Raw genomic sequence first — 26,991 nt, 5'->3', positions numbered from 1 at the left:
GGTGAGGTGCTGTCGGGGGCGCGCTAGCGCAGCAGCACCACGCGGGCGTGCAGGGCCTCGGGGTCCTCGACGCGGTCACGGAAGAAGTCCTCGGGGTCGGCGCCCGCCGCGAAGTCCCCGGCGAGGAGGGTGCCGTGGGCGGTGAGTGCCTCGGGGAGCTCGGCGGCGAGCGCGGGGCGGCCCGAGAGCGCCGCGAGGAGCGTCGCGAAGTGCCGGCCGACCGCGCCCGCGATGTCGCCTTCCGCCCAGATCAGCGGGAGGGTGCCCGCGAGCTCGGCGGCGAGGGTCTTGGCGGGGTTGCTGTAGGTGGCGATGGCGGGGCCGCAGCGCTCGGCGACCTGGTCGAGGCGGTCGGCGAGGGACTCGACCCCGGCGGGGTCGGCGGTCAGCAGGCCGATGCGGTCGGTGAGCGCGAGGAGCGGGGTGACCACGGACCACAGGACGCCGGGGCCCGCGGGCAGTTCCTTGTCGCCGTCGGGCACCGCGTCGCCGGTGCGGGTCTCGGCCGGGGAGACGGTCAGGGGGATGGCCAGGCCGCGGGCCTGGGCGGTGGCCTCGGCGAGCGGGGTGCCCGCGGGGGTGACGCAGACGACGGAGCAGCCGCGGCGGTACGCCTGCTCCAGCAGGATCGCGAGGCCGGGTTCCGTGCCGTCCGGGCTGACGACGAGGAGCAGGTCGAGCGGGCCGGTCCAGCCGGGGAGCGCCCAGCGCAGGGCGCCCGCGGCCGGGGCGACGCCGGTCGGGCGGATCAGCGTGACCGGGGCGCTGCCGCCGGCGAGGGCGGTGAGCAGGTCGGCGGTGCCAGCCGCGGCGGGCGCGGGACCGGCGACGAGGACGGCGCGCGGGCGGCCGTCAGGCCGGAGGGCGGAGACGCCTGCCTCGGCGGCGTTCCTGGCCGCGGTGCGGACCCGGGCTCCCGACTCGGCCACGCCGCGCAGGAGGCCGTGCAGGTCGGCGCGCGAGAGGGCTTCTGGGTCATCGAGGAGCGACTCGTCGAACACCGTGGATCAGCCTCCGATAGCCGTGGCGTACGCCGTACGGGTGTGTACCGGGCCTCGTCCACGAGCAGGACGGGGATGCCGTCGCGCACGGGGTAGGCCAGGGCGCAGCTCTTGCTCTCGCACACCAGCTCGTGGGTGGGCTCGGTCTCCTCGTGGAGGGGCGCGTGGCACTCCGGGCAGGCGAGGATCTCCAGGAGACCGGCTTCGAGCGGCATGGGGGTTCCCTTCGGTGTACGTCCTTGTGCGGCCAGGGTAGTCGCTCGGGGTGTGGGCCGTGGGGAGCGCGCCCCGTAAGGGGCGCGGGGAACTGCGCGACAAGCCCTCACCGGACCCGCAGCCGCACGCGCAGCGCAAGCCGCACCCCCGTAGGCGCAGCGGGGCCCGGGGCGGAGCCCCGGCAGCGAGGGGGCGGCCGTCAGGCGCGGACGATGGCGAGGACCTCGTCGCGGATACGGGCGACCGTATCCGCGTCACGCGCCTCGACGTTCAGTCGCAGCAACGGCTCCGTGTTGGAGGCACGGAGGTTGAACCACCAGTCGGGCGTGGTGACGGTGAGGCCGTCGAGCTCGTCGAGCTCGGCGCCCTCGGCGTCGGCGTACGCGGCGCGCACCGCGGCCGCGCGGCCGGCCTGGTCGGCGACGGTGCTGTTGATCTCGCCGGAAGCGGCGTAGCGGTCGTACTGAGCGACGAGGCCCGACAGCGGGCCGTCCTGGCCGCCGAGGGCGGCGAGGACGTGCATGGCGGCGAGCATGCCCGTGTCCGCGTTCCAGAAGTCGCGGAAGTAGTAGTGCGCGGAGTGCTCGCCGCCGAAGATGGCGCCGGTGCGGGCCATCTCGCCCTTGATGAAGGAGTGGCCGACGCGGGTGCGGACGGCCTTGCCGCCGTTCTCCTTGACGACCTCCGGGACGGACCAGGAGGTGATCAGGTTGTGGATCACGGTGCCGCCGGGGTGCTTGGCGAGCTCGCGGGCGGCGACGAGGGCGGTGATGGCGGACGGGGAGACCGGGTCGCCGTTCTCGTCGACGACGAAGCAGCGGTCGGCGTCGCCGTCGAAGGCGAGGCCGATGTCGGCGCCGACAGCGCGCACCCGCTCCTGGAGGTCGACGAGGTTCTTCGGGTCGAGGGGGTTGGCCTCGTGGTTGGGGAAGGTGCCGTCCAACTCGAAGTACATCGCGTCGAGTTCGACGGGCAGGCCGTCGAGGACGGTGGGGACGGTGTGGCCGCCCATGCCGTTGCCCGCGTCGACGACGACCTTCAACGGGCGGATGCCGGAGAGGTCGACGAGCTTGCGCAGGTGTGCCGCGTAGTCACCGAGCACGTCCCGCTGGGTGATCGCGCCGGGAGCGGCGGCCGGTTCCGGGGCGCCGGTCTCGAGCCAGCCCTCGGCGAGCGCGCGGATGTCGGCGAGGCCGGTGTCCTCGCCGATGGGCGCGGCACCGGCCCGGCACATCTTGATGCCGTTGTACTGCGCGGGGTTGTGCGAGGCGGTGAACATGGCGCCGGGCAGGCCGAGCGCGCCGCTCGCGAAGTACAGCTCGTCGGTGGAGCAGAGGCCGATCTCGACGACGTCGACGCCGAGGGCGGCGGCGCCCCGCGCGAAGGCCCGGGACAGGCCGGGCGAGGAGGGCCGCATGTCGTGGCCGGTCACGATCTCGCGGGCGCCGGTCACCTGGGCGAAGGCAGCGCCGAAGAGCTCGGCCAGGGGCTCGTCCCACTGGTCGGGTACGACACCGCGGACGTCGTACGCCTTCACGATCTGCGACAGATCAGCCACAGCCAACCCCTCCTGGAGTCTGTACGGAAACACAAAGCTACCCGGAGGCACCGACAATCCGGGCACCGGTCGTCACGACGGCCACCGGACGGTGACCGGGAACCGCCGGGGCGTCAGGAGTCGGGCGAGCGCAGCACCCTGAGGTGGCCTCGGCGGGCGACCTCCATCGGGTCGGCCTCGCGGCCTCCCGGACCCGCGGGGCCGGGGGCGCCGCCCTGTCCGGCGAGCCGCTCCTGGGGGCGGGCCGCCTCGCGCACGGCGTTGGCGAGCGCTTCCAGGTCGTCTCCGCTGGGGCGGGCCGGGCCGGTGTCGAGGGCGAGCCTGACCACGTCCCAGCCGCGGGGCGCGGTCAGGCGCTCCGAGTGCTCGGCGCACAGGTCGTAACAGTGGGGTTCGGCATAGGTGGCGAGCGGGCCGAGAACGGCTGTCGAATCCGCGTAGACGTACGTCAGCGTCGCGACGGCCGGGCGGCCGCACGCAGTGCGCGAACAGCGACGTACAGGGCTCACGAGGTTGGACGGTACCGCACTCTTGAGCGGTCCGCGACGACTCACCCCCCGCTCACTCCTCCGTGTCGCCCCGGTTCGCCCTGTGGACGGCGTTTCCGTACCGCCCTGTTGACCTGCGTCGAGGCCCTGGGGACAGGGGATACGGGCAAGGAAATCTGTCAGCAAGCTGTCCGCACAGTGTGCTTCAACGGACACGGCCCGGTCCGCCAGCTGGCCGTAATTGATCGCAGAGGTGACCGAAATGTGCATCAGGCGACATTCGGTGGATATGCGATCACTGCGTGCGGCAGGCCGGGCGGGAGCTACCCTCAGGAGTGATGGACAGCCCCGTACCTCCCCCGACCGGCACCGGGAGCACCCCCGGCCCCGGCAGCCCGCGGCCGCGCCACCGCGACCGCCACGGACGCGGCATGCGCGGGCCGATCGCACCGCCCCAAGTACCGCTGTCGGTCAGCCGCGGCGAGGCGTTCGTCGACCTGGTGCACGACTCCGCGGAGCGGCTGGAACGGCGCTGGCCGCAACTGGCCTCCGTCGAGTTCGTCGTACGAGAGGTGCCGGTCGCGCTCAGTGAGGGCGGGGGCGCGCCGGGTGACGCCGACGAACTGGACGCGTTCCTCTTCGACGGGGACTCCGTGCCGCTCGGGCGCTATGTCGCGGCGCGCGGTGACGCGCCGGACCGGATCGTGATCTACCGCAGGCCGGTGGAGATCCGGACGAAGACACGGGACGAGCGGGCGCTGCTGGTGCACGAAGTCGTCGTGGAGCAGGTGGCCGAACTCCTGGGCCTGGCCCCGGAGTCGGTGGACCCCCGCTACGGCGAGGAATGACACCACCCCGGGGCTCCGCCCCGAACCCCGCCAGGGGCTGCGCCCCTGGACCCCACGGTGGTCGGTTACAGCCGGTGGGCCGGTTGTGCCCACCCGTTCCTCCCCCAGACTCCGTCCGGGGGGACCCCCAGGCGGAACGCATGCCCACAACCGGGAAGGTGGGGCGGAAGCTGCGCCCCATCAGGGGCGCGGGGAACTGCGCGACCAGCCGTCGACGGCCCGCAGCCGCCCCACCGGGACCGGGTGGCAACCCGGTAGGCGCACCCCGGTCAACGGTTCAGCAGCGACAAGTCCTGCGCAGCAGCCGGCACCGTGACCGTGGAGCGGTCGTCAGGGAGCGGCTGGATCGTGAAGAAGGGCACGCCGTCCTTCGGGAGAGAGAGCATGCGGGACGCCTGGACCGGACCGCCGGAGAGCTTTTCGACGGTCACCGCGTAGGAGCCCTTCGCCCCGGACGGCTCCGGCGGTTCCACGGAGAGCGTCGTGCCCGGCTTCACGGTGTACGTCTTGCTGACCGCCGTGCCGCCGTCGCTGCCCGCCGAGGACGTCACCTTGACCCGGGCCGCCTCCTTGCCGGACGCCACCAGGGCGAGCGTGCTGCTCTTGGCACGGTTGTCCGCGACGGTGCCGCGCACGTCGATCGGCGCGGTGGCCGGGATGAAGGCCGTCTCCTGCTTGTCGTCCTTGCCGCGCGTGACGCGCAGTGCGGCGACGACGGGCGTCTTGCCGCCGTCGGCGGCGTTCAGCAGCAGCGACCCGGCCTCGCCCTTGGTGATGTCCCCGAGGTCGACGGCCGTCGTCATGCCGCTCTTCACGTGCAGCGACTCGTGGCCCGCGGGCGTGATGGCGCTGTTGGCCCCGGCGAAGCGCAGCTTCAGGTCGGCGTCGTCGTCTCCGGGGGCGAAGACGTAGAGCCGCAGGGACGTGGCGTCGGCCGGGATGCCCGGCAGGACGGCGTCCGGAGCGGCGTCGGCGGACGGTGCCAGCCAGTCGCCGCCGAGCTTCTCGTCGGACGCCTGGAGGGCCGCTCCGACGCGTCCGGAGCGGGCGGCCACATGGAGGGTCGCGTTCTCCGTGGGCGCGTCCGTGAGGGTGGACAGCAGCACGGGGACGGTCGAGCGCGGCGGGACGTTGATGCCCTCCCCCGCGGCGGTCTTGAGCTTGCCGTCGGGGCCGTACATCTCCAGGTCGACGACGGCCGGGGTGCTGTCGGGGTTGGTCAGGTGGACGTAGTCCTGGCGGCTCTTGGCGGTGCTCGCGCCGGGGAACCAGAAGGACGTGTCCGGGGCCGCGCACGTCAGTCCGTGCAGTCCGCGCCCGCTGCCCGCGCTGATCACGGTGGACTGCTGCACGGTCCAGCCGGGGGCGAGGGTGCCTTCGGCCGTGCCGGTGAGGGCGGGGGCGTCCGAGCGTTCCGTGGTGACGGTGACGGGCTTTCCGGGCTCCTTGAGGGAGAGCACGTTCGCTCCGGCGGCGACCGCGCCGCTCTTGTCGTCCTTCTTCTTGCCGGACGTGCTGTCGTCCTTTTTCGTGTCGTCTTTCTTCGTGTCGTCCTTCTTGGCGGGGGTCACCGAGGGGCCGGAGGCCGCCAGCAGGTCCGCCACGGGCTTGTGCGCGCCCGCACGGGAAGATGCACCCGCAGGGGTGAACGCCGTGTACGTCGTCTCCGCCACCTCCGAGGACGTGGGCTGCGGGCAGAGCCGCAGGGAGCGTTCCACGGGCAGCCGGGACGCCGCCTTGGTGGCCGCTCCGGTCGCTCCGGCCGTTCCGGCGCTGCCCGAGGGCGCGTCGAGCACGGCGACACCGGTGACGGCCCCGAGGGCCGCGACGGCCGCGAACAGGGACAGGGTCGTGCGCTTCACTGCTGTTCGCTCCCGTCGTGGTGCTGGGGCTGCTGTGGGTGGTGGTGGCCGCCGCTGTTGCCGTATGCCGTCGGGTCGTAGGGCTGCTGCACGCCGTAGCCGTACGGGTCGTACGCCGCCCCGGCCTGTCCGTCCGTCACGTACGGGTCGGCCGCGTACTGGCCCTGCTGTCCGTACGTGCCGTCATAGGTGCCGTCGTACGTGCCCTGCTGATACGTCGTCGGCTGCTGTGCCTGCTGCCCGCCGTCGTACGTCTGCGCCTGGTAGTCCTGCGGCTGCGTCCACTGTCCGTACTGCTGCTGTTCCGGAGCGACCGCATAGGGGTCGGCCGCATACGGGTCCGCGGCATAGGGATCCGCCGCGTACGGATCCGCCGCATAGGGGTCCGCGGCGTACGGGTCGGCCGCGTACGGATCGGCCGTCTGCTGTGCGGTGTACGGGTCGGCCGGAGGCTCGGTCGCGGGTGCTTCCGGTGTCGTGGGGGACGCGGGCCGGTCGGCGGCTTCCGCGGCGGCGCGCAGGCGGCGGGCACGGCGGCCCTCGCCCGAGACGCCGGTCTGCGCGGGTACGGCCGGTGCCGCGGCGGCGAGGGCCGTCGTGCCGCCGGTCTCCGGCAGGTCGTCGTCGACCTCGCTGCGGCGGCCCGGCAGGGCGAGCACGACGAGGACGGCGGCGAGGAGGCCCTGCGCCCACATCCAGGCGGTGTGCGTCAGGGGCGCCTCGTAGGTGAGGGAGAGCTTTCCGCCGTCCGCGGGGAGCCGGAAGCCCTGGGCCCAGCCGTCGACCGTGGTGCGCTTGAGCGGGCGGCCGTTCAGGGTCGCCTGCCAGCCGGGCGCGGCCTTGTCGGCGATGCGCAGGACGCGTCCCTCGGAGCCGTCCGGAAGGGTCGCGCGGGCCTCGACGGGCCCGGACGCGACGGCGGTCGGCGTCGACTGCTGGACGACGTCCTTCTGGCTGCCCCCGGTGATGGTGATGCGGGCGGCCTGGCGGTCGACGCGCCACAGCGAGCCGCCGTCCTGCTGGCTGAGCCGGGTCAGGCCGGTGGTGGCGTCGAGGACGCGGGCCGTCTCGCGGGGGGCGCTGTCGCGGACGAGGACGTAGCCGACGGCGTAGTCGGTGAGCCGGCCCGCCTGGTCGGCGCCGGAGCCCGCGACGAGCCCGGCGACCACGCTGTCGAGCTTTTTGTCCACGGGGGCGGCCGCGGCCTGCTCGGCGTCGCCGATCCGCGCGCCGGAACCGCGTACGAGGCTGTAGGCGACGCGGCCGGGGGTGCCGTCCAGGACGAGGGTGCGCGCCTGGTCGCGGGTGCCCGCCTCCTCGGCGACGAACGCCGGGACCTGGTCCGGGGAACGCCGCTTCAGCGGGCCGTCGGCGCCGCCCGCCATCCAGACGGCGGCGGCGACCAGCGGGCCCGCCGCGGCGGTGACGGCGACGAGCGCGGCGACGGGCTGCCGCCAGCCGAAGCTGAGCGCGGCGACGCGGCCGCGCGCCCCCTCGGCGCCCACGACGGCGGCGGCGATCAGGGCCAGGCAGTAGACGAGCGCGGCGGGACCGGCCCACCCCGATCCGTTGGCCAGGGCCGCGCAGAGGAGTGCGGCGAGCGCCACCGTCCAGGCCGTACGGACCGCGCGGGCGCGGTCGGCGCGCAGCAGGGCGGCGAGGGCGGCCAGGACGACGCCCGCGAGGAGGTAGCCGCCGAAGGTCTTGGGGCCGCCGGGGTCGCCCGCGAGCAGCTGCCAGGGCGCGGTGGTGCCGTGCCCGTAGTCGAGGCCCGCTTCGGTGAGGAAGCGGGCGGGGTGGGTGAACAGGCCCAGCGACCAGGGGGCGAGGACGGCGACCGGGGTGAGGACGACGGCGAGGAAGCGCGGCCCGTGCAGGGCGAGCTGTGCGCCACCGCCGCGGACGGCGTGCTGGGCGAGCGCGCCGAGCCCGAGGACGACGGCGAGCGGCCAGACGACGGGGGTGAAGGCGGTGGTGACGGTCAGCAGGAGCGCGTACGTCCAGGAGGCGCGCCAGGTGGGGCGTGCGCCGGGCACCCGCAGGCCGGTGGCGGCCACGGCGGCGCGGGCCATGAGCGGCAGGAGGATCGCGAGGACGGCGGTGCCGAGCCTGCCGGTGGCGAGGGCCCCGGTGGCGGCGGGCAGGAAGGCGTAGGCGACGCTCGCCCAGGCCCGCAGCAGGCGTGAGCCGACGAGCGGCCGGGAGGCGAAGTAGGCGGTGAGCCCGGCCAGGGGCACCGAGCAGACGAGCAGCAGGGTGAGGGTGAAGCCGGTGGAGCCGAGGAAGAGCGTGCCGAGGGCGGCGAGCACGGCGAGGTAGGGGGGTGCGCTGCCGGTGTCCCCGGTGCCGACGGGGTGCCAGCCGCTGGTGTAGCGGGCCCACAGGTCCGACACGCCGTCGGGGGCGGGCAGCAGGGCGCCGCCGGAGAGCGAGCCGCCGCCGAGCAGGCCCCGGCAGGCGATCAGGGAGACGAGCAGCAGGAGGGCGAAGAGGACGGGCGCGGGCTTGCGGGCGACGCGCTTGAGCCGGGCGAACTGCTCGATCTCCAGGAAGTCCGCGTCGTCCCCACCGGGGCCCGATTCGACGGCGCCGTGGCGGCCCGCGGAGGAGAGGTCGGCCTCGGAGCGGCCGGTGAGGTTGCTCGCGAACTGTTCGACGGTGGCGCGCACGGTGGCGCCGGGCGGCGGGAAGAGGTGCTTCAGTTCGCTCGCGGGGACGGCCGGTGCGCCGCGCCGTTTGCGGGCGGCCTTGAGGCGTCCGGGGCGCAGCAGGGTGCCGAAGAGGCCGGTGAGTTCGTCGAGCGCCTGTCCGGGGGCCTTGCCGAGGAGGTAGCCGAGGGTCCGCAGCAGGGTGCCGAGGACGAGCCGGAGCATGACGTAGGGCAGGAGGGGGCCGCGGGTGTTGGCGAGCAGCGTGTAGACGGCGCCCGCCTTGTCGACGCGGTGCGGGTTCACGGCGGAGCGGCCCGCGCAGTCGACGGGGCGGCGTTCGCGGGAGGCGGCCTCGGCGTGCCGCATGACGGCGTCGGGGGCGACGAGGACGCTGTGGCCGGCGGCGTGGGCGCGCCAGCAGAGGTCGACGTCGTCGCGCATGAGGGGCAGCCGGGTGTCGAAGCCGCCGAGCTTTTCGTAGACGTCGCGGCGGACGAGCATGCCCGCGGTGGAGACGGAGAGCACGGGCCGGATCTGGTCGTGCTGGCCCTGGTCCTGTTCCCGGCGTTCGAGGCCGGTCCAGCGGCGGCCGCTGCGGGCGACGGAGACGCCGACCTCCAGCAGCTGTCTGCGGTCGTACCAGCTGCGGAGCTTGGGGCCGATGACGGCGGCGTCGGGTTCGGCGTCGGCGACGCGCAGGAGTTCGTGGAGGGCGCCGGGGTCGGGGGCGCTGTCGTCGTGGAGGAGCCAGAGCCACTGGACGGGTTCGAGGTCGCCGCGGCGGTGGTCGCGGCCGGGCCGGTCGTACGCGTCGTGGTCGTCGTAGGGGTCCTCGCGCCAGGTGCGGGCGGCGGGGTCCCAGCCGCTGGAGCGGCGCAGGTAGGGCAGTTCCTCGGGGTCGGGCGCGGGGGCCGAGCGGACGGCCTCGTCGACGGCGGCGCCGAAACCGGCGCGGCGGGCGAGGTGGAGGACCCGGTCGGGGCCGAGGGCGTCGGCGAGGAGCTGCGCGGAGTCGTCGGTGCTGCCGGTGTCGGCGGCCACGGCGCTCTGGACGGGCCGTTCCTGGCCGAGGAGTCCCGCGAGTGCGTCCGGCAGCCAGCGTGCTCCGTCGTGCGCGACGACGACGGCGGTGACGACGTGGCGGGGGAATGCCGGGGGGACTGCGGGGTCGAAGGTGGCAGAGGTGGCCGGGTAGTGGGCCGCCGTAGTGCTGTGCACGGACATCGAGGTACGGGCCCTCCGGCCGGGGATCCGGGGGTCGCCCCCCGGAGGACTGCGGTTCGCTGTGCGACCACACTAGGGCCTGTCCGGGGGTGGTTCTTCCCGTGTCCGGCGACTGTCGGTGACTGTCGGTGACCGGCCGCGGGGGTGCCCCGAGGGTGGTCCGGCAGTTGTCCGGTGGCTGTCCCGGCACTTGTCCCGGCAGTTGTCCGGCGACCGGGGCGGCGCCCCGGGTCCCGGGCCTTCGTTCAGGAAGGGTGCCGGGCTATTTCCGTCCGGAGGTCTTCAATAAGACCGTCCATAGAACTGTTTGTCCGATCTATCAGACCGCGGCTTTCTTGAGGCGGCGGCGCTCGCGTTCGGACAAACCTCCCCAGATGCCGAAGCGCTCGTCATTGGCAAGGGCATATTCAAGGCACTCCGAGCGGACCTCGCAGGCGAGGCAGACCTTCTTGGCCTCGCGCGTGGAACCACCCTTCTCGGGGAAGAAGGACTCGGGATCGGTCTGGGCGCAGAGCGCGCGCTCCTGCCAGCCGAGCTCCTCGTCCGCCTCCTCGACCAGCAGTTGCTGAAACAGCTCGGTCATGTGCGCCCCTCGTCTGTCATTTGCGTCCCCGTGCTGCCTTCATCAAGTGCGGCAGAACAACACGGGTGAAATTACAAGTGTGCCGATCCGGGCCAGTCAAGCCGAGATCTGCTATTGGGCCCCTTATTCACTCTGCGGAACCAAAGCCAAGCAGAAAGTGCCCAAAACATTACAAGTCCGGACAGAACTATCCGCCCGCCCGACAGCCGTCCGCCGGGCCGCGGACGCCTCCCGCGGGGAGCCCGGCGGGGAGCCCGATGGCGGCAGCCCCACCCTCCCCACACAGGAGAGGACGCCACGTACGGCAATCCCGTTGCACCGCCCGGCCGAATCATGGTGACGTCTCCGGTCGGGGCGGCACTGTCCGCGACGCGCGGATCACAAACCTTTCACCACCCACAGTTACCGGATGAGGTGAAAGATTTACCCCAAACCGGACACTCGGTTGACAGGGCGGCGCCGCGCCCGTCACCTTTGGTGGCATGCCAGCCATTGCCGCCACCCTCAGCCTGACCCGTGCGTACGGGTCCCGCTGCGCGTTGCAGGCTCGCTGTCGCTGTTCCAGCTGTTCCAGCTGTTGATGCCACTCCAGCTGTCGATGCCGCTGATGCCGCAGAGCTCCGGCTGACGTCTCCTCTTCCGTCCGCCTCGTCCGCTCTCCGCGTGCTCCGCGCTTCTCTGCACCCGCACCACCTCGCACGTTCTCCTGTAACCGCCCGCGGGGCCGCGTTCCCGAGTGCGTACATGCCCCGCGTGTCCCCGTCGTCACGCGTACCCCTGTCGCCTCCGGTCGCCGCACCGCACCGCACACCCGCCGAGGAACCCCGCACATGAACAGCGACGTCCAGATCGCCGGTGACCCGCTCGCCATTCCGCACCTGATGCCGCCCGCCCCCGCGCACCCCGCCACCATCGCCGAGTTCGCCGGGCTGGCCCGCGCGATCGCCGCCGACACCGCCTCCTGGGCGCACCTCGTGCAGTACGACGCCACCAGCCGCTGGTACCACCGGCTGCGCACCGGCCCCGGCTACGAGGTGTGGCTGCTCAGCTGGGTGCCCGGGCAGGGCAGCGGCGAGCACGACCACGGCCCTTCGTCCGGCGTGCTGACCGTCCTTCAGGGCGAGCTGACGGAGATCTCCGGAGGCGCCGGCCCGTACGGCGGCGCGGGTCGCCCGCGGCGGGCGCTGCGGGCCGGGGACCAGCGGGTGTTCGCGCCCGGTTACGCGCATGAGGTGGTGAACGACTCGCTGGGGCCGGCGGTGAGTCTGCATGTGTACTCGCCCGGGCTTACGGAGATGCCGATGCGGGAGCCCCACCGGGCGGCGGTACGGCCGGTTGTATCCTCCGCTCGCCTTCAGGGCGCCTAAGGGGCTGCCACGACTGCCATCTTGCGAGTGCACGTCGCCCGGTGGCCGGGCGCGCAGTTCCCCGCGCCCCTGACGGGGCGCCCCTTGGGGGCGCCCGGTCATCGGGGTGTCACACCCCGCTGACAGACTGTGGGCATGCAGCGCATTGTGGTTCTGGCCGGTGGGATCGGGGGCGCCCGCTTCCTCCGTGGCCTCAAGTCAGCAGTACCCGACGCGGAGATCACCGTCATCGGCAACACCGGGGACGACATTCACCTCTTCGGGCTCAAGGTCTGCCCCGACCTCGACACCGTGATGTACACCCTCGGCGGGGGCATCCACGAGGAGCAGGGGTGGGGCCGGGCCGGTGAAACCTTCGCGGTGAAGGAGGAGTTGGCGGCCTACGGCGTGGGCCCCGAGTGGTTCGGGCTCGGCGACCGCGACTTCGCCACGCACATCGTCCGCACGCAGATGCTGGGCGCGGGCTATCCGCTCAGCGCGGTGACCGAGGCGCTCTGCCGCCGCTGGGAGCCGGGCGTCCGGCTGCTGCCCATGAGCGACGACCGCGTCGAGACCCACGTCATGATCGACGACCCGGAGGGCGACGGCCGCAAGGCCGTCCACTTCCAGGAGTACTGGGTGCGGCTGCGCGCGAGCACGACCGCGCACGCGGTCGTGCCGGTCGGCGCGGAGCAGGCCAAGCCCGCCCCCGGGGTGCTGGAGGCCATCGCCATGGCCGACGTCATCCTCTTCCCGCCGTCCAACCCCGTCGTCAGCGTCGGCACGATCCTCTCCGTGCCGGGCGTGCGCGACGCCGTCGCCGCCGCGTCCGCGCCCGTCGTGGGCCTCTCCCCCATCGTCGGGGACGCGCCCGTGCGCGGCATGGCCGACAAGGTCCTGGAGGCGGTCGGCGTGGAGTCCACGGCCTCCGCCGTCGCCCTGCACTACGGTTCCGGGCTCCTCGACGGCTGGCTGGTCGACACGGTGGACGCGGGCCGGGTCGCCGAGGTGGAGGCCGCGGGCATCCGCTGCCGGACGGTTCCGCTGATGATGACCGACGTCGAGGCGACCGCGGCGATGGCCGCGGAGGCCCTGGCGCTCGCCGCGGAGGTGCGGGCGTGAGCGCGCCCGGGAGCCGCGTCCCGGAGCTGCGGGTCTGGGCGCTGCCCGGCATCCCCGAGGTGCGGGCGGGCGACGACCTCACCAAGCTGATCGCGGCCGCGGCGACGGCGGACGGCTCCCCCGGGCTCGCCGACGGTGACGTCCTGCTCGTCACCTCGAAGATCGTCAGCAAGGCGGAGGGCCGCGTCCTGCGAGCCGACGACCGCGAGGCCGCCATCGACGGCGAGACCGTGCGGGTCGTGGCCCGGCGCGGCACCCTGCGCATCGTCGAGAACAGGCTCGGGCTGGTCATGGCCGCCGCGGGCGTCGACGCGTCCAACACCGAGGCGGGCACGGTGCTGCTGCTGCCCGAGGACCCGGACGCCTCCGCCCGCGCGCTGCGCGCCGGGCTGCGGGACGCGCTGGGTGTGGACGTCGGCGTCGTCGTCACCGACACCAGCGGCCGTCCCTGGCGCTCCGGGCTGACCGACATCGCGATCGGCGCCGCCGGGGTGCGGGTCCTGGACGACCTGCGCGGTGGCGTCGACGCCCACGGCAACCCGCTGAACGTGACGATAGTGGCCGTCGCCGACGAACTGGCCGCCGCGGGCGACCTCGTCAAGGGCAAGGCCGGGTCGCTGCCGGTGGCCGTCGTGCGCGGCCTGGACCGTGCCGTCGGGGACGACGAGGACGACCGCGGCGCCCGGGCGCTGGTGCGTGACGCCGCGAACGACATGTTCCGGCTGGGGACGTCCGAGGCCGTACGGGAAGCGGTGACGCTGCGGCGCACGGTGCGCGAGTTCACGGACCGGCCCGTGGACCCGGGCGCGGTGCGGCGTGCCGTCGCCGCGGCCGTCACGGCGCCCGCGCCGCACCACACGACGCCGTGGCGGTTCGTGCTGCTGGAGTCGGAGGAGTCGCGGGTGCGGCTGCTCGACGCCATGCGGGAGGCCTGGACCGCGGACCTGCGGGCGGACGGGCTCTCCGAGGAGCGCGTCGCCCGGCGGGTGCGCCGCGGTGACGTGCTGCGCGATGCGCCGTATCTCGCGGTGCCGTGCCTCGTCATGGACGGCTCGCACGCGTACCCGGACGCACGGCGGGCGGCGGCGGAGCGCGAGATGTTCGTGGTGGCGGCGGGGGCCGCGGTCCAGAACTTCCTCGTCGCGCTGGCGGGCGAGCAGCTCGGGTCGGCCTGGGTGTCCTCGACGATGTTCTGCCGCGATGTCGTGCGGGAGGCGCTGCGCTTGCCGGAGGGGTGGGATCCGATGGGTGCGGTTGCCATTGGCCATCCGGCCGGGGCGCCGCGGGCGCGGCAGGCCCGTGAGGCGGGGGACTTCATCGAGGTGCGGTAGCCGTTTTACGGGGTGCGCCTATTGGGGGTGCGGCTTGCGCTGCGTGCGCGGCTGCGGCCTCGTCCGCGGGGGGTGCCTACTGGGGTGCCTCTTACGCTGCGCGCGCGGCTGCGGCCCCGGTGGGGGCTGGTCGCGCAGTTCCCCGCGCCCCTGACGGGGCGCGCCCCGCTGGCTGTGCTCACGCATCACCTCCCGTTTGTGCCCACGGACAGCAACCGACCACACCGGGGGCCGGGGGCGAAGCCCCCGGTCACAGTGAGCGGATGTCGCCCACCGGGAAGCGGGGGCCCCGGCGTGGTGGGGTGATCCCGGCGGCCGCGATGACGCGGCACGCGCGATGGCGGTGACCCTCGTACGGGGAGAGAAGCTGAAGCATGGCCGCGTCGTCACCGCCCCGCGCTCCCGTGAGCGCGTAGCTCACGATCGACGGGAGGTGGAGGTCGCCGACGGTCACCGCGTCCGCCGCGCCGTTGCTGCGCTGGAGTGTCTCCGCCGCCGTCCACGGGCCGATGCCGGGGACGGCCCGGAGGCGGGCCGCGGCGGCGGTCGCGTCCATCGTGGCGGCTTCCTCCAGGCGGGCGGCGACCCGTGCGGCGCGTACGACCGTGGCGGCGCGTCTGCCGTCGACGCCCGCCTTGTGCCACTCCCAGGAGGGGATCAGGGCCCAGCCGCGGGCGTCCGGCATCACGCGCATGCCGTGCGGCGCGGGGCCGGGGGCCGGTTCGCCGTGGCGGGTGAGGAGCAGGCGCCACGCGCGGTACGCCTCGTCGCTGGTGACCTTCTGTTCCAGGATCGCGGGGATCAGGGACTCCAGGACCAGCCCGGTGCGGGCGAGCCGCAGGCCGGGGTGGCGGCGGTGCGCCTCGCGCAGGAGACGGTGGCGGGGCAGCGGGACGAACGCGGCCGGTTCGTCCTCGGCGCCGAGCAGGGCGGGGAGGCCGTCCAGCAGCCAGTCAGCGCCGGGGCCCCACGCCTCGGCCTCCACGCGGCCGTCCCGCGCGGTCGCCCGGAGCGTGCCGGGGCCCGCCGGGGTGCGGCTCGCGCGCCAGACGGAGCCGTCCTCCGTGACGCGATAGGCGGGGTCGCCGGGGCCACGCGCCAGGACACCGAGGGTCCGCCCGAGGTCGTACGGGCCCGGTGGGTCCCACGTGCGCCGTGCCATTCGGCCAGCGTACGTCGGACCACCGACAAGCGGAGTCTCCCTGTCCGCTCGGCCGTCGTACCGACTCGGCCGTCATGCCGGCTGTCACTCGGCCGTCATGGGATCCCCGCAAGCGGAACTCACCGGCCCGTGGCGGACCTCCGGACTGCTGGTCCCCTACTGGTCCGACGAGAACCTGATCGCCGCGTCCGGGATCCGCGCCCCGCACCAGATCCGCGCCCCGCCCCGCAGCTCGTTGTCCGCGCCGACGACGGCGCCGTCGCCGATGACCGCGCCGTCCAGCACGGTGCGCGCCCCGATCCGCGCGCCCGCGCCGATCAGCGAGTCCCGTACGTCCGCGCCCGCCTCGACGACCGCGCCGTCGAGGACCGCGCTGCCGTCGACCCGCGCGCCCGGTTCGACGCGCGCGCCCGCGCCGATCACCGTGCCGCCGCTGAGCTTGGCGTCCGGGGCGACGTCGGCGCCGTCCAGGACCAGCCGGTCGCCGCAGCGGCCGGGCACGGCCGGGGAGGGCGCCCTGCCGAGCACCAGGTCGGCGGAGCCGCGGACGAACGCCTGCGGCGTGCCCAGGTCCAGCCAGTACGTGGAGTCGACCATGCCCTGGAGGTGGGCGCCGTCGGCGAGCAGCCCGGGGAAGGTCTCGCGCTCGACGGAGACGGGCCGCCCCTCCGGGATGGTGTCGATCACCGAGCGGTTGAAGACGTACGCGCCCGCGTTGATCTGGTCGGTGACGATCTCCTCGGGCGTCTGCGGCTTCTCCAGGAAGGCCGTGACGCGGCCGGTGGCGTCGGTGGGGACCAGGCCGAAGGCCCGCGGGTCCTCGACCCGGGTGAGGTGCAGGGAGACGTCCGCGCCGGTGGTGCGGTGGGTGTCGACCAGGGCCTCGATGTCGAGGCCGGTGAGGATGTCCCCGTTGAAGATCAGCACGGGCTCGTCGGGGGCCGAGCGCAGCCGGGAGGCCACGTTGCGGATGGCCCCGCCGGTGCCGAGCGGCTCCACCTCGGTGACGTACTCCAGGTGCAGGCCGAGGTCGGAGCCGTCGCCGAAGTACGGCTCGAAGACCTCGGCCAGGTAGGACGTGGCCATCACGACGTGGTCCACCCCGGCCGCGCGGGCCCGGGCGAGCTGGTGCGTGAGGAAGGGCACGCCCGCGGCCGGGACCATCGGCTTCGGCGTGTTCATCGTGAGCGGCCGCAGCCGGGTTCCCTTGCCCCCGACCAGGAGGATCGCTTCTGTCACCTTGTCGTCTCTGCTTCCTGCTGGGGCCGGGGTCGATCAGCGGCCTAGTGTATGCAGACCGGTGGGCGGCCCCTTGCCCGGTCAGCGGCCCTGGAGGCGGGCGGCGGCCGAACGGGTCGTTCCCAGCCGGTTGTAGAGGCGGTCTCCGGGGCACTCCGTGGCGTAGCCGTCGCGGTGTCCCGAGATGACCTTGAGCTTGACGGACGTCCCTTTCTTGAACAGGTTGCCGCCCCCGGACACCAGGGTGGCGGTGCCGCGCGGGTTGGCGCCGAACAGGCCGAGTTTCCATGCGGTCAGGGCGGACAGGGCGTTCACCGCCGCGTTGGGCGGGCTGGAGCTGCCGAAGGTTCCGAGGACGGCGATGCCCATGCTGTTGGTGTTGAAACCGAGGGTGTGGGCGCCCATGACCGGTTTCGCCACGCCGCCCGCGCGGCCTTCGTAGATGGTCCCGCACCGGTCGACCAGGAAGTTGTAGCCGATGTCCCGCCAGCCGCTGCTCACGACGTGGTAGCGGTAGATACCGCGGATGACGGACGCCGACTCGGAGCAGCTGTAGTTGTTGCCGGAGGCCGTGTGGTGCACGAAGGCGGCCTTCACGGACTTGGTGTACGCGAAGTTGCGCTCGCGGAGCGACTCGTCGGCGCCCCAGCCCGCGCGGGTGACGATGCGGGGGCGGGAGGCGGTGTAGCGGCCGTCCACGGCGGCGGGCTCGTCGCGGTCGATGTCCCGGCTGGGCCCGTCGTCGTCACCGCGGTACCAGGTGTCACGGGGGTCACGGTAGTCGCCGCTGTCGTCGCCGTCGCCCCAGTCGGAGGACTCGTCGCCCTCGGCCGGGTCGTCGTCGTCACCGGGCCCCCGGCGGCGGCCGACGGACGTGGCGGCGAGGTCGGCGCGCGCGGCGGCCTTGGAGGCGGCCGGGATCTCGGTGGCGCCGAGGGGCGCGAGCGGGCTGTTGGCGGCGGAGCTGGCGCGTTCCGCGTCCACGGGGTCCACCGGGTCGACAGCGTCCGGCGGCGCGTCCGGGGCGCGCCGGCCCGCGGTGGCGGGGACGGGGCGGCGCGAGGGGACGGCCTTGGCCGGGACGCCGGGGTCGACGAGTTCGAGGCGCATGCCCGCGGGCAGGGCGTGACTGCCCTCGGGCGTGCGCTCGGAGGCCGCGTCGGGGCGGACGCGGAGCTGGATCGCGTCGGACCGGCCGACCCACAGGGGCGCGGTGGAGCCGCGCAGGTGCCCGCGGCGGGCCTCGCGCGAGTCGAGGTCGGGCCGGTCGTCGTCGTGGGTCTGCACGTCCTGCCAGGCGGACCAGCCCCGGTTACCCACCGAGCGGGTGCGCACCTGTGCCCGGCCGCGGAGCTCGGTGCCCGCGTCGTCCCACACGATGCCGATCAGGGAGAAGGGCTTGACCTCGCGCTGGGGCACGCCTTCCTCGGGGCCGGGGCCCGCGGCGCGCTTCCCGGTGCCGCCGAGCCGGACCAGCGGCAGGGACTGCGTCGAGCCGGGGACGGACGTCCTGGGGCGGGGGGCCGGTGCCGCGCCCGCGCGGCCGGCCCGGGCCGGGTCCGAGGAGCCGGACGAACCGGCCGGGCCGAAGGAGCCGGCCGGACCGGAGGATCCGGGCGAGCCGGAAGCGCCGGGGTGGCCGGAGTGAGCGGCCCCCGGCGGGGTGGCCAGCAGGGGCAGGGCGAGTGCGGCGGCGCAAGTGACCATCGAGGTGACCGTCGAACGGGCAAGGAATCCACGCATGACTGAAATCCTGGACATGTCTATATAAATCTGTCCATTCAGGAATAACCGGAAAGTGACGCCCAGTCGGCTCCGATACGGCCGAACGGGGGTCGCAGCGCACCGTATCGCCCGTCCGCGGGCGGGGCCCCGCGCGTACCCTGACGCGATGAACGCCACCGATCGCACCCCCGCCGACCTGCTGCGTTCCGCGCTCGCCGCGGACCCGGCCCGCCCGCTCGTGACCTTCTACGACGACGCCACCGGCGAGCGCGTGGAACTGTCCGTGGCCACCTTCGCCAATTGGGTGGCGAAGACCGCCAATCTGCTCCAGGGCGACCTCGCCGCCGAGCCGGGCGACCGGCTCGCGCTGCTGCTGCCCGCGCACTGGCAGACGGCCGTCTGGCTGCTCGCCTGCTCCTCGGTCGGCGTGGTGGCCGACGTGGGCGGCGACCCGGCCGCCGCGGACCTGGTCGTGAGCGGCCCGGACACGCTGGAGGAGGCGCGCGCGTGCTCCGGGGAGCGCATGGCACTGGCCCTGCGCCCGCTGGGCGGCCGTTTCCCGCAGCCGCCCGCGGGCTTCGCCGACTACGCCGTCGAGGTGCCGAGCCAGGGCGACCGCTTCGCCCCGTACGCCCCGGTGGACCCGGACGCGCCCGCGCTCGCCGTCGGCGGCCTGGAGCTGACGGGCGCCCAGCTGGTGGAGCGGGCGCGCACCGACGCCTTCCAGCACGGCCTCGGCGCGGGCTCGCGGATGCTGTCGGGCCTGCCGTACGCCACCTGGGACGGCCTGTCCGCCGGCCTGTACGCCCCGCTCGCGGCGGGCGGCTCGGTGGTGCTGTGCCGCAATCTCGACCGGCTCTCGGAAGGCGGCCTGGAGAAGCGCCGCGAGAGCGAGCGCGTCACGGTGACGGCCCTCTGACGGCTCTCTGACAGTTCTCTGGACGGGGCGCCGGTACAGCCGAACCGACCCTCCGGGCGTCACCGTACCGACCCACTGGCCGTCCCCGTTACGGCCATAACGGCCCTCCGGGCGTCACCGTGACGGCCCCTCTGGCGCTGCCGCCCGGCGGCAGCCGCGCGATGATCGGGGTACGCGCGTCCGCCGGGCGCGGCAAGGCCCTGCGAGAGGCACACCACCCGTAGCGGCACGTACCACCCGTGAGGGAGGGACGCTGTGGACGACGGCATCGCCCCTCCCTCCCTCACGCCCCGGCGCAGGCGCCGCTGGCTGCGGTGGCTCGCCATGGGGCTCGCCGTGCTGACGCTCGCGACCGTCGGTCTGGCCTGGCTGCTCTACGAACAGCTCAACAACCAGATCCGTACGGACGACGACACGGCCAGCGAGCTGCGCCTCTACGAGAAGGAGCGGCCGGGCGTCCTGGTGGCCGGGGCGCAGAACATCCTGATCATCGGCTCCGACACCCGCGGCGGCCCGGGCAACGGGCAGTACGGCGAGGACAGCGGCACCCAGCGCTCGGACACCACGATCCTGCTGCACGTGGCGGCCGACCGGCACAGCGCGACCGCCGTGAGCCTGCCCCGCGACCTGATGGCGGACATCCCGAGCTGCCGACGGCCGGACGGCACCCAGACGAACGCGCGCTTCGCCCAGTTCAACTGGGCCTTCGAGCTCGCGGGCCCGGCGTGCACGATCCGTACGGTCGAGAACATCACCCACATCCGGATCACCCATCACCTGGTCGTCGACTTCAACGGCTTCAAGCGGCTGGTGGACGCGGTCGACGGTGTCGAGGTGTGTCTCAAGCAGCCCATCGACGACCGCGAGGCGCACCTGCGGCTGCCCCCGGGCCGTCAGGTCCTGCACGGGGAGCAGGCGCTGGGCTTCGTCCGGGCCCGCTACAGCATGGGGGACGGCAGCGACACCGAGCGGATGGGCCGCCAGCAGGCGTTCCTCGGCGCGCTGTTCAACGAGATGCAGAGCGACGGCGTGCTGCTCAACCCGACGCGGCTGTACCCGGTGCTCGACGCGGCGACGAAGTCGCTCACCACGGACGCCGGACTGGGTTCGCTGCGCAAGCTCTACGACCTGGTGCGCACGGTGCGGGGCATCCCCAGCGACCGGGTGCAGTTCCTGACGGCGCCCCGGCGCCCGTATCCGTTCAACCCGGACCGCGACGAACTGGTGCAGCCGGACGCGGACGAGCTCTTCGCGCAACTGCGGGCGGACCGGCCGGTGTCGGTCAGCAAGAACGTGCGTCCCGCGGACAGCAAGAACATCATTCTCCCGGCGGACGGCAAGGCCGGGGGCACGGAGCAGGTGCGGCCCGACGAGGCGGCGCGCGGCGGTCCGTGGCGCTACGAGACGGGACACCGGGGGGCGTGGCACCAGGTGCCCTGGCGGTACGAGGCGGGGCGCCCCGGCCTGCTCCTGCGGCACACCCGGGCCGATGACGACCCGATGGGGCCGGACTATCCGCTCGGGCTGGATGTGACGGACCATCCGGCGACGACGGAGACGGCCGTACCCGCGCCCGTTTCCTCCCTTTCTGTGGCACCGTCACCTTCGACGCCGCCTTCGCCGTCGCTCCCGCCCACGGCTCCTCCCACCTACGAGGGGACCACCGCCGCCCACGGTGTCTGCGGCTGACCGTCGGCTGACCGTCCGGCGAACCGTATGATCACCTTCACCGCTCCCCCGGTGACCTTCCTTCACGGAGGTCACGAAGGTATTGGGCAGATTGCCCAGTTGTAGGGAAGCGGAATTTGTCACCGGCGTCGCTGGACGCTGAACTGGGCGGATAGTGTGAGCGATCCGGTGTGCGACCGGGCCGAACGCGCACTGCTCAGACCATTGTGACCGAGCGCCTCTGGGGGGACAGGCGCCGCGTGGCACCGACGGAGGATTCAGACGACCGTGGACGCGCAAGGCCGTGGACGGGCGGGCGGCACCGACCCCGCCGACCAGTGGGTCTTCGACCCCAAGACCGGCAGCTACGAGCTGCGTCTCGACCGGCCCGGGGGGCCCGGGCAGGACTCGGGACAGGGCTCGCCCCCCGCGGCCCTCACCGATCCGTCCTCTCCGTCGTCTCCGTCCTCCGGCAGAAGTTCCTTCGTCTCCCCGCGCGGCACGTCCCGGGCGCCCTCCGGTGCCCCGTCCATCGGGAAGCCGCGCGCGTCGGGACCTGACGCGCGTCCGCTGCCCGGGCAGCGCGGCGGAGGCCGCCGGGGCGGAGGAGGCGGAAGCGGAGTCCTGCCCGACAGGCGCAGGCCGAGGCCGAAGCCGGGGAAGAGCACCAAGAAGAAGGTCCTCATGTGGACGGGCGGCACGCTCGCCTTCGTCCTGGTCGGCGGCTCGCTGGGCGCGTACCTGATCTACGAGCACCTCAACGGCAACCTCAGCAAGGTCGACGTCGGCATCGACAACGCCCCCGTCACCAAGGGCCCGGTGAACATCCTCCTCATCGGCAGCGACAAACGCTCCGGCAAGGGCAACGAGGGCTACGGCGACGACGGCAGCGTGGGCCACGCCGACACCACCCTGCTCTTCCACGTCGCCGAGGACCGCTCCAACGCGACGGCGCTCTCCATCCCGCGCGACATGGTCACGGACATCCCGGACTGCACGACCAGGCAGGACGGCGGGAAGACGAAGACGATCCCGGGCTCGAAGGGCGTCCGCTTCAACGAGAGCCTGGGCCAGGAGGACCGCGACCCGGGCTGCACCTGGCGGACCGTCGAGAACCTCACGGGGCTGAAGGTCAGTCACTTCATGATGGCGGACTTCAACGCCGTCAAGGAGCTCTCCAAGGCGGTCGGCGGCGTCGAGGTGTGCCTGGGCAAGGACATCGACGACCCCAAGTCGCACCTGAAGCTCAGCAAGGGGCGGCACGAGATCGAGGGCGAGGACGCGCTCGCGTTCGTCCGCACCCGGCACAGCGTCGGCTTCGAGAGCGACCTGGACCGCATCAAGCTCCAGCAGCAGTTCCTGAGTTCGATGATCCGGAAGATGAAGTCCGGGGACACCTTCACCAACCCCAAGAAGCTCTACGACCTCGGTGACGCGGCGACGAAGTCGCTCACCGTGGACACGGGCATAGGCTCCGTCAAGGACCTGACCAGGCTGGCGAAGGACCTCAGCCGGGTCAATCTCAAGAACATCACCTTCGCCACCCTGCCCGTCCTCGACAACCCCGCCGACGGCAGGGTGAAGAAGACGGTCGTCCTGGACAAGCCGAAGGCCGACCCGCTGCTGGCCATGATGCGGCAGGACGTCTCCCTCACCGAGGTCAAGGCGAAGGAGAAGAAGAAGCGGCAGGAGGCGGACGCCAAGCAGGAGGCCCTGCTCAAAGGCCCCAAGGCGGCACCCGCGGCCGTGCGCGCCCGGGTCCTCAACGGCAGCGGCCGCATGGGTGCCGCCCAGGAGGCCGTCACCTGGCTGCAGAACGTCAAGGGCATGCCGCGCACCAGCAACGGCGGCAACGCCGTCGGCGGCCAGAAGGCCGACAAGACGGTGCTGGAGTTCGCCCCCGACCAGGCGGACCAGGCCCGCAGGCTCGCGGACGCCATGGGGCTCTCCGCCGACGCCCTCAAGGAGACCCGGGCCGAGGCCGGCCCCATGGCGGAGATGACCCTCACCCTGGGCGCCGACTTCTCGTCCCCGGGCACTCCGGTCTCGGCGCCCGCCGCACCGCAGAAAGCGCCTGAAGGCATCCAAAAGGTCGAAGCGGACGACAAGAACATCTGCGCCAAGTAAACCTAGGCGTAGTACATCCGCATCTCACTGGTCAACAAGCGACTTACGATATAACGCGCCTGCCCATCGGGCCGGAAGCACCATTTTGGGGAGGGCCCGATGGGGCAGAGCAGTGGGCAGGAGCCGCGTGTGCGCGGCGACCGTGTCCCGGGTTCCGAGGACGGCGAGCCGGAGGCGGAGGCGAAACCGGAGCCGGAGGTGAAGGCGTCCGTCCCGAAGCCGGCCACCGAGGCCGACGCGCAGGCTGATGCGAGGGCCGACGCGCAGGCCGGCGCGAGCGCCAAGAAGGCCATCCCGAAGCCTGCTCCGGAGCCGCAGCCGCAGACGACCGCAAAGGCGGAGCTGAAGGCCACCCCGGAGGCGAAGGAGGAGGCCGAGGCGAAGTCCGCCTCCAAGGCCGCCCCAAGGGCCGAGGCGAAGTCTGCCCAGGGGTCCACGCCCGAGCCGGACACCGAGGCCGCATCGAAGGCCGAGCCCGAGTCCGATGCCAAGACCGGCACCAAAGCCGAGCCGAAGGCCAACCCCGCCCCCGGGCCGAAGGCGGACGCGAAGGCAGGCACCCCGGCCGACGCCAAAGCCGACGCGAAGCCGGAGCCGAAGGCCGACACGAAGCCCGACACGGAATCCGAGCCGGAGGCCGACGCGAAGGCAAGTACCCCGGCCGACGCCAAAGCCGACGCGAAGCCGGAGCCGAAGGCCGACACGAAGCCCGACACGGAATCCGAGCCGGAGGCAGGGGCAGAGTCAGAGCCGAAGGCCGGGGCAAAGAAGCGCACTCTCAAGTCGAAGCCGAAGGCCAGAGCCAACGCCAACACCAAGGCCGAGGTGAAGGGCGGCGGCGCTGCCCTCGGCGCCACGTCCGGGCCGGAGGCCGCCGCGCCGCAGGCGGAGGCCGAAGCCGGGGCGGAAGCCGCCACCGGGGCGAAGCCCACCCCCGAAGCCGGGGGGAAGCCCGGGCGGCCCCCCAAGTCCGCACGGCGGAAGCGCGCCACGCGAATAGTCCGCTGGACCGCGCTCTCCCTCGCGGTCCTGGTCCTCGGCACGGCCGCCGCGGGCTACTTCTACTACGAGCACCTCAACGGCAACATCAGGAAGAACCTCCTCAACCTCGGCGACAAGCGGCTCGACCGCAGTGCCGCCAATGCCGACGGTCAGCGCCCGCTGAACATCCTCATCCTCGGCTCCGACAGCCGGGCCACCGCGGAGAACGTCAAGCTCGGCGGTGCCCGCGACGACGCGGACCGGCCGCCGCTCGCCGACGTCCAGATGCTGGTGCACGTCTCGGCGGACCGTACGAACATGTCGGTCATCAGCGTCCCGCGCGACACCCGCGTGACGATCCCCAAGTGCACCGACCCGGACAGTGGAAAGGTCTACCGCGAGACCAATAGCCAGATCATCAACACCAGCCTGATGAACGGCGGTCCGGGCTGCACGGTGGCCACCTGGGAAGAGCTCACCGGCATCCCCATCGACCACTTCATGATGATCGACTTCGCGGGCGTGGTGAGCATGGCCGACGCCGTCGGCGGCGTCCCCGTCTGCGTCGACGCCAACGTCTACGACGAGAAGTCCGGGCTGCGGCTGCCGAAGGGCACCCACAAGGTCAAGGGCGAGCAGGCCCTCCAGTGGCTGCGCACGCGGCACGGCTTCGAGGACGGCAGCGACATAGGCCGGACCCACGCCCAGCACATGTACATGAACGCGATGGTCCGGCAGCTGAAGTCGGGCGCCAAGCTGACCGACCCGGGCCAGCTCACCGACCTCGCCGAGTCCGCCACCAAGGCGCTCACCGTCGACAAGGACCTGGGCTCGGTCAAGAAGCTCTACGACCTGGCGGACGACCTCAAGGACGTGCCGTCCGGCCGGATCACCATGACCACCATGCCGTGGGTCAGCGACCCGCAGGACCCGGACGCGCACGTCATCCCCAAGCCCGGTGACGCGGACAAGCTGTTCTCCCTCGTGCGCAACGACATCGCGCTCGACGGCAAGGACAAGAAGAAGAACCCCAAGAACGCGCCGTCCCTGCCGCCCTCGCCCAAGGGCAACGTCCCGGTGACGGTCTACAACGCGACGGGCACCGCGACCCAGCCGGTGGCCACCGGGCGCGGCAGCGACATCGCCGCCTACCTCGTCCAGAAGGGTTACACGAAGGCGACGGCCGACTCCGAGCCGCGCTCCCAGCTCGACACGACGCTCAGCTACGGCAAGGCGTCCCAGCGCGCCGACGCCGAGGCCATGGCCAAGATGCTCGGCCTGCCGGACACGGCGGTACGGATGTCCACGGCCGTGGACGAGCTCACCCTCGTCATCGGCAGCGACTGGCGCTCGGGCACGTCGTACCCGAAGAACGCGCCGCAGCGGCAGGACGACGACAGCGAGAAGGCGAACCCCGACGGGGAGAAGAACGCCGACAAGAACGACAAGGAAGGCAAGGACGGCGGCAAGGACGGGAAGGACGGGGGCAAGGACTCCAAGCCGAAGGAGTCCGACAACAAGGCCCCCGAGAGCTCCGACCCGCTCAACGGCAACGACACGTCGGCCTGCATGAAGGTCAACTCGCTGAATCGTTTCTAGCAGGGCTTTCCCGGGGGCGAGGCCCCCGGGAAAGCCCTGACGGGGGAGCCGTCGCGGCTGTCCCCGCGGTTACTTCACCGCCGGGCGACGGCTCGCGATGACCCTGCGCGCCAGCGACTTCGGCGAGGTCAGGAACCCGAAGCCCCACGACATGTGCATCGTCGCGAGAGCGACGGGAATCTGCGCGCGGGCCTTCAGCGGCAGGCCCTTGCCCGCCGGCACGGACCCCGCCGCGATCGCCGCCAGGTACCCGGCCGGCACGACGAACCCCCACGGCGTCACCACGGCCCCGACCACCACACCGGCCGCGATCGCGGCCACGGCGGTCGGCGGTGCCAGGTAGCGCAGGTTGATCGAGCCCTGGTGGTAGCGCGCGACGACGTGCCGCCACCGCCCGTAGTCCTTGTACTGCTTCGCGAGCGCCTTGACCGTCGGCCGCGGCCGGTAGGAGACCTTGAGCTCCGGCGAGAACCAGATCAGCCCGCCCGCCTCACGGATGCGGAAGTTCAGCTCCCAGTCCTGGGCGCGGATGAACTCCTCGTTGTAGCCGCCCTGCTGCTCCAGCGCCTCGCGCCGGAAGACCCCCAGATAGACGGTCTCGGCGGGCCCGGCCGTGCCGCCCGTGTGGAACGCCGCGTTGCCCACGCCGATCTTCGAGGTCATCGCGGCGGCGACGGCTTCCTCCCAGGCGTTCTCGCCCTCGGCGTGCATGATCCCGCCGACGTTCTGCGCGCCGGTCTCCTCCAGCAGCCGGACGGCCGTCGCGATGTAGTTCGGCGAGAGCATGCCGTGCCCGTCCACGCGCACCACGATCGGGTGCCGCGACGCCTTGATCGCGGCGTTGAGCGCGGCGGGTGTGCGGCCGGTGGGGTTCGGCACGGTGTGGACCCGGGCGTTTTTATTGGCCGCGGTCTCGCTGACGAGCTCGGCGGCGATCTCGTCCGTGCGGTCCGTGGAGGGACCGAGGGCGATCACGACCTCCAGCTCACCGGCGTACTCCTGCTCCAGGATGTGCCGGACGGAGGTGCGCAGGTGCCGCTCCTCGTTGAGCACCGGCATGATCACGGAAACGGCGGGCGGCTGCTGTTCGGGCATGGTTCCTCGGGGGTACGGGGGTCACCCACCCGGCTGGGCCGGTGTCGGCGGAATCGTCGGTCACGTTACCGCCAATGGCGGACACCGGCGTTCTCCGGCCGGGTGGCCGGGTGGCCCGAACGGCGTGGGGGCGTGGTCCTTTCATCGTATTGACCTACTGTTGCCGATCCCTGTCCGCCTTGTCTGTTTCATGCATATCTGGCTCGTCCGCCGAGGAGGTCCCGCCATGACCGCACCGGCCCACCC

General features: G+C 73.1%; 18 protein-coding genes and 1 pseudogene. 8 read left to right on the top strand and 11 right to left on the bottom strand.

Annotation, left to right across the window (positions count from 1 at the left end):
• Nucleotides 1-23: 23 nt before the first annotated feature.
• The 4 genes and pseudogenes from K6I34_RS06365 to K6I34_RS06350 form a co-directional block, all read right to left on the bottom strand.
• Entirely contained in the window at nucleotides 24-1,001 is a 978-nt protein-coding gene (locus K6I34_RS06365) for an SIS domain-containing protein (protein ID WP_229323101.1), read from the bottom strand.
• Nucleotides 1,002-1,048: 47 nt separating this feature from the next.
• A pseudogene (locus tag K6I34_RS06360) lies at nucleotides 1,049-1,216 on the bottom strand (Trm112 family protein); the annotation flags it as partial.
• Between the two features lie 200 nt (nucleotides 1,217-1,416).
• A complete protein-coding gene (locus tag K6I34_RS06355) occupies nucleotides 1,417-2,775 on the bottom strand; it encodes a phosphomannomutase/phosphoglucomutase (protein ID WP_229323100.1) in 1,359 nt (452 codons plus the stop codon).
• A gap of 113 nt (nucleotides 2,776-2,888) precedes the next feature.
• On the bottom strand, nucleotides 2,889-3,329 hold the full coding sequence (locus K6I34_RS06350; protein WP_229323099.1) for a DUF3499 domain-containing protein: 441 nt from the start codon (nucleotides 3,327-3,329) through the stop codon (nucleotides 2,889-2,891).
• A gap of 272 nt (nucleotides 3,330-3,601) precedes the next feature.
• Here K6I34_RS06350 and K6I34_RS06345 point away from each other — a divergent pair, with 272 nt between their 5' ends.
• Nucleotides 3,602-4,111 (top strand): metallopeptidase family protein, encoded by a 510-nt coding sequence (locus K6I34_RS06345; protein WP_229323098.1) that lies wholly within the window; start codon nucleotides 3,602-3,604, stop codon nucleotides 4,109-4,111.
• A gap of 269 nt (nucleotides 4,112-4,380) precedes the next feature.
• Here K6I34_RS06345 and K6I34_RS06340 read toward each other — a convergent pair whose 3' ends face one another.
• The 3 genes from K6I34_RS06340 to K6I34_RS06330 form a co-directional block, all read right to left on the bottom strand.
• On the bottom strand, nucleotides 4,381-5,973 hold the full coding sequence (locus tag K6I34_RS06340; RefSeq protein WP_229323097.1) for a DUF5719 family protein: 1,593 nt from the start codon (nucleotides 5,971-5,973) through the stop codon (nucleotides 4,381-4,383).
• A complete protein-coding gene (locus K6I34_RS06335; RefSeq protein WP_229323096.1) occupies nucleotides 5,970-9,848 on the bottom strand; it encodes a glycosyltransferase in 3,879 nt (1,292 codons plus the stop codon). Before K6I34_RS06335 ends, K6I34_RS06340 begins: the two co-directional genes overlap by 4 nt.
• A 319-nt stretch (nucleotides 9,849-10,167) precedes the next feature.
• Nucleotides 10,168-10,431, bottom strand: a complete 264-nt coding sequence (locus K6I34_RS06330) for a WhiB family transcriptional regulator (protein ID WP_004952403.1) — start codon at nucleotides 10,429-10,431, stop codon at nucleotides 10,168-10,170.
• A gap of 830 nt (nucleotides 10,432-11,261) precedes the next feature.
• On the opposite strand from K6I34_RS06330, the gene K6I34_RS06325 reads away from it, so the two are divergent.
• From K6I34_RS06325 to K6I34_RS06315, 3 genes are all read left to right on the top strand, one after another.
• On the top strand, nucleotides 11,262-11,798 hold the full coding sequence (locus tag K6I34_RS06325) for a cysteine dioxygenase family protein (protein ID WP_229323095.1): 537 nt from the start codon (nucleotides 11,262-11,264) through the stop codon (nucleotides 11,796-11,798).
• 135 nt (nucleotides 11,799-11,933) lie between these two features.
• On the top strand, nucleotides 11,934-12,899 hold the full coding sequence (cofD, locus tag K6I34_RS06320) for a 2-phospho-L-lactate transferase (RefSeq protein WP_229323094.1): 966 nt from the start codon (nucleotides 11,934-11,936) through the stop codon (nucleotides 12,897-12,899).
• The gene (locus tag K6I34_RS06315; protein ID WP_229323093.1) at nucleotides 12,896-14,230 is read left to right on the top strand and encodes a coenzyme F420-0:L-glutamate ligase; all 1,335 of its coding nucleotides are present in this window, start codon (nucleotides 12,896-12,898) and stop codon (nucleotides 14,228-14,230) included. Before cofD ends, K6I34_RS06315 begins: the two co-directional genes overlap by 4 nt.
• Before the next feature lie 250 nt (nucleotides 14,231-14,480).
• Here K6I34_RS06315 and K6I34_RS06310 read toward each other — a convergent pair whose 3' ends face one another.
• The 3 genes from K6I34_RS06310 to K6I34_RS06300 all read right to left on the bottom strand — a co-directional run bounded on the left by K6I34_RS06310 (nucleotide 14,481) and on the right by K6I34_RS06300 (nucleotide 18,374).
• Entirely contained in the window at nucleotides 14,481-15,392 is a 912-nt protein-coding gene (locus tag K6I34_RS06310; protein ID WP_229323092.1) for a DNA-3-methyladenine glycosylase, read from the bottom strand.
• Between the two features lie 156 nt (nucleotides 15,393-15,548).
• The gene (locus tag K6I34_RS06305; protein WP_229323091.1) at nucleotides 15,549-16,631 is read right to left on the bottom strand and encodes a sugar phosphate nucleotidyltransferase; all 1,083 of its coding nucleotides are present in this window, start codon (nucleotides 16,629-16,631) and stop codon (nucleotides 15,549-15,551) included.
• A gap of 81 nt (nucleotides 16,632-16,712) precedes the next feature.
• Nucleotides 16,713-18,374 carry a peptidoglycan recognition protein gene (locus tag K6I34_RS06300; RefSeq protein ID WP_229323090.1) on the bottom strand — a complete coding sequence of 554 codons (1,662 nt, stop codon included), beginning with the start codon at nucleotides 18,372-18,374 and terminating at the stop codon, nucleotides 16,713-16,715.
• Nucleotides 18,375-18,522: 148 nt separating this feature from the next.
• Between K6I34_RS06300 and K6I34_RS06295 the strand changes: the two genes are divergently transcribed.
• The 4 genes from K6I34_RS06295 to K6I34_RS06280 all read left to right on the top strand — a co-directional run bounded on the left by K6I34_RS06295 (nucleotide 18,523) and on the right by K6I34_RS06280 (nucleotide 25,650).
• A complete protein-coding gene (locus K6I34_RS06295; RefSeq protein WP_229323089.1) occupies nucleotides 18,523-19,275 on the top strand; it encodes a TIGR03089 family protein in 753 nt (250 codons plus the stop codon).
• 255 nt (nucleotides 19,276-19,530) lie between these two features.
• A complete protein-coding gene (locus K6I34_RS06290; RefSeq protein ID WP_229323088.1) occupies nucleotides 19,531-20,964 on the top strand; it encodes an LCP family protein in 1,434 nt (477 codons plus the stop codon).
• A 267-nt stretch (nucleotides 20,965-21,231) separates the two neighbouring features.
• On the top strand, nucleotides 21,232-23,070 hold the full coding sequence (locus K6I34_RS06285; RefSeq protein ID WP_229323087.1) for an LCP family protein: 1,839 nt from the start codon (nucleotides 21,232-21,234) through the stop codon (nucleotides 23,068-23,070).
• 825 nt (nucleotides 23,071-23,895) lie between these two features.
• Nucleotides 23,896-25,650, top strand: a complete 1,755-nt coding sequence (locus tag K6I34_RS06280; protein WP_374230825.1) for an LCP family protein — start codon at nucleotides 23,896-23,898, stop codon at nucleotides 25,648-25,650.
• A 69-nt stretch (nucleotides 25,651-25,719) separates the two neighbouring features.
• Here K6I34_RS06280 and K6I34_RS06275 read toward each other — a convergent pair whose 3' ends face one another.
• A complete protein-coding gene (locus K6I34_RS06275; RefSeq protein WP_229323086.1) occupies nucleotides 25,720-26,745 on the bottom strand; it encodes a glycosyltransferase family 2 protein in 1,026 nt (341 codons plus the stop codon).
• Nucleotides 26,746-26,991 lie beyond the last annotated feature (246 nt).

Source organism: Streptomyces sp. UNOC14_S4 (assembly GCF_020740835.1).
Taxonomy (GTDB): Bacteria; Actinomycetota; Actinomycetes; order Streptomycetales; family Streptomycetaceae; genus Streptomyces.
The sequence above is the reverse complement of the archived record's forward strand: the minus strand, read 5'-3'. Positions and strand labels throughout refer to the sequence as shown.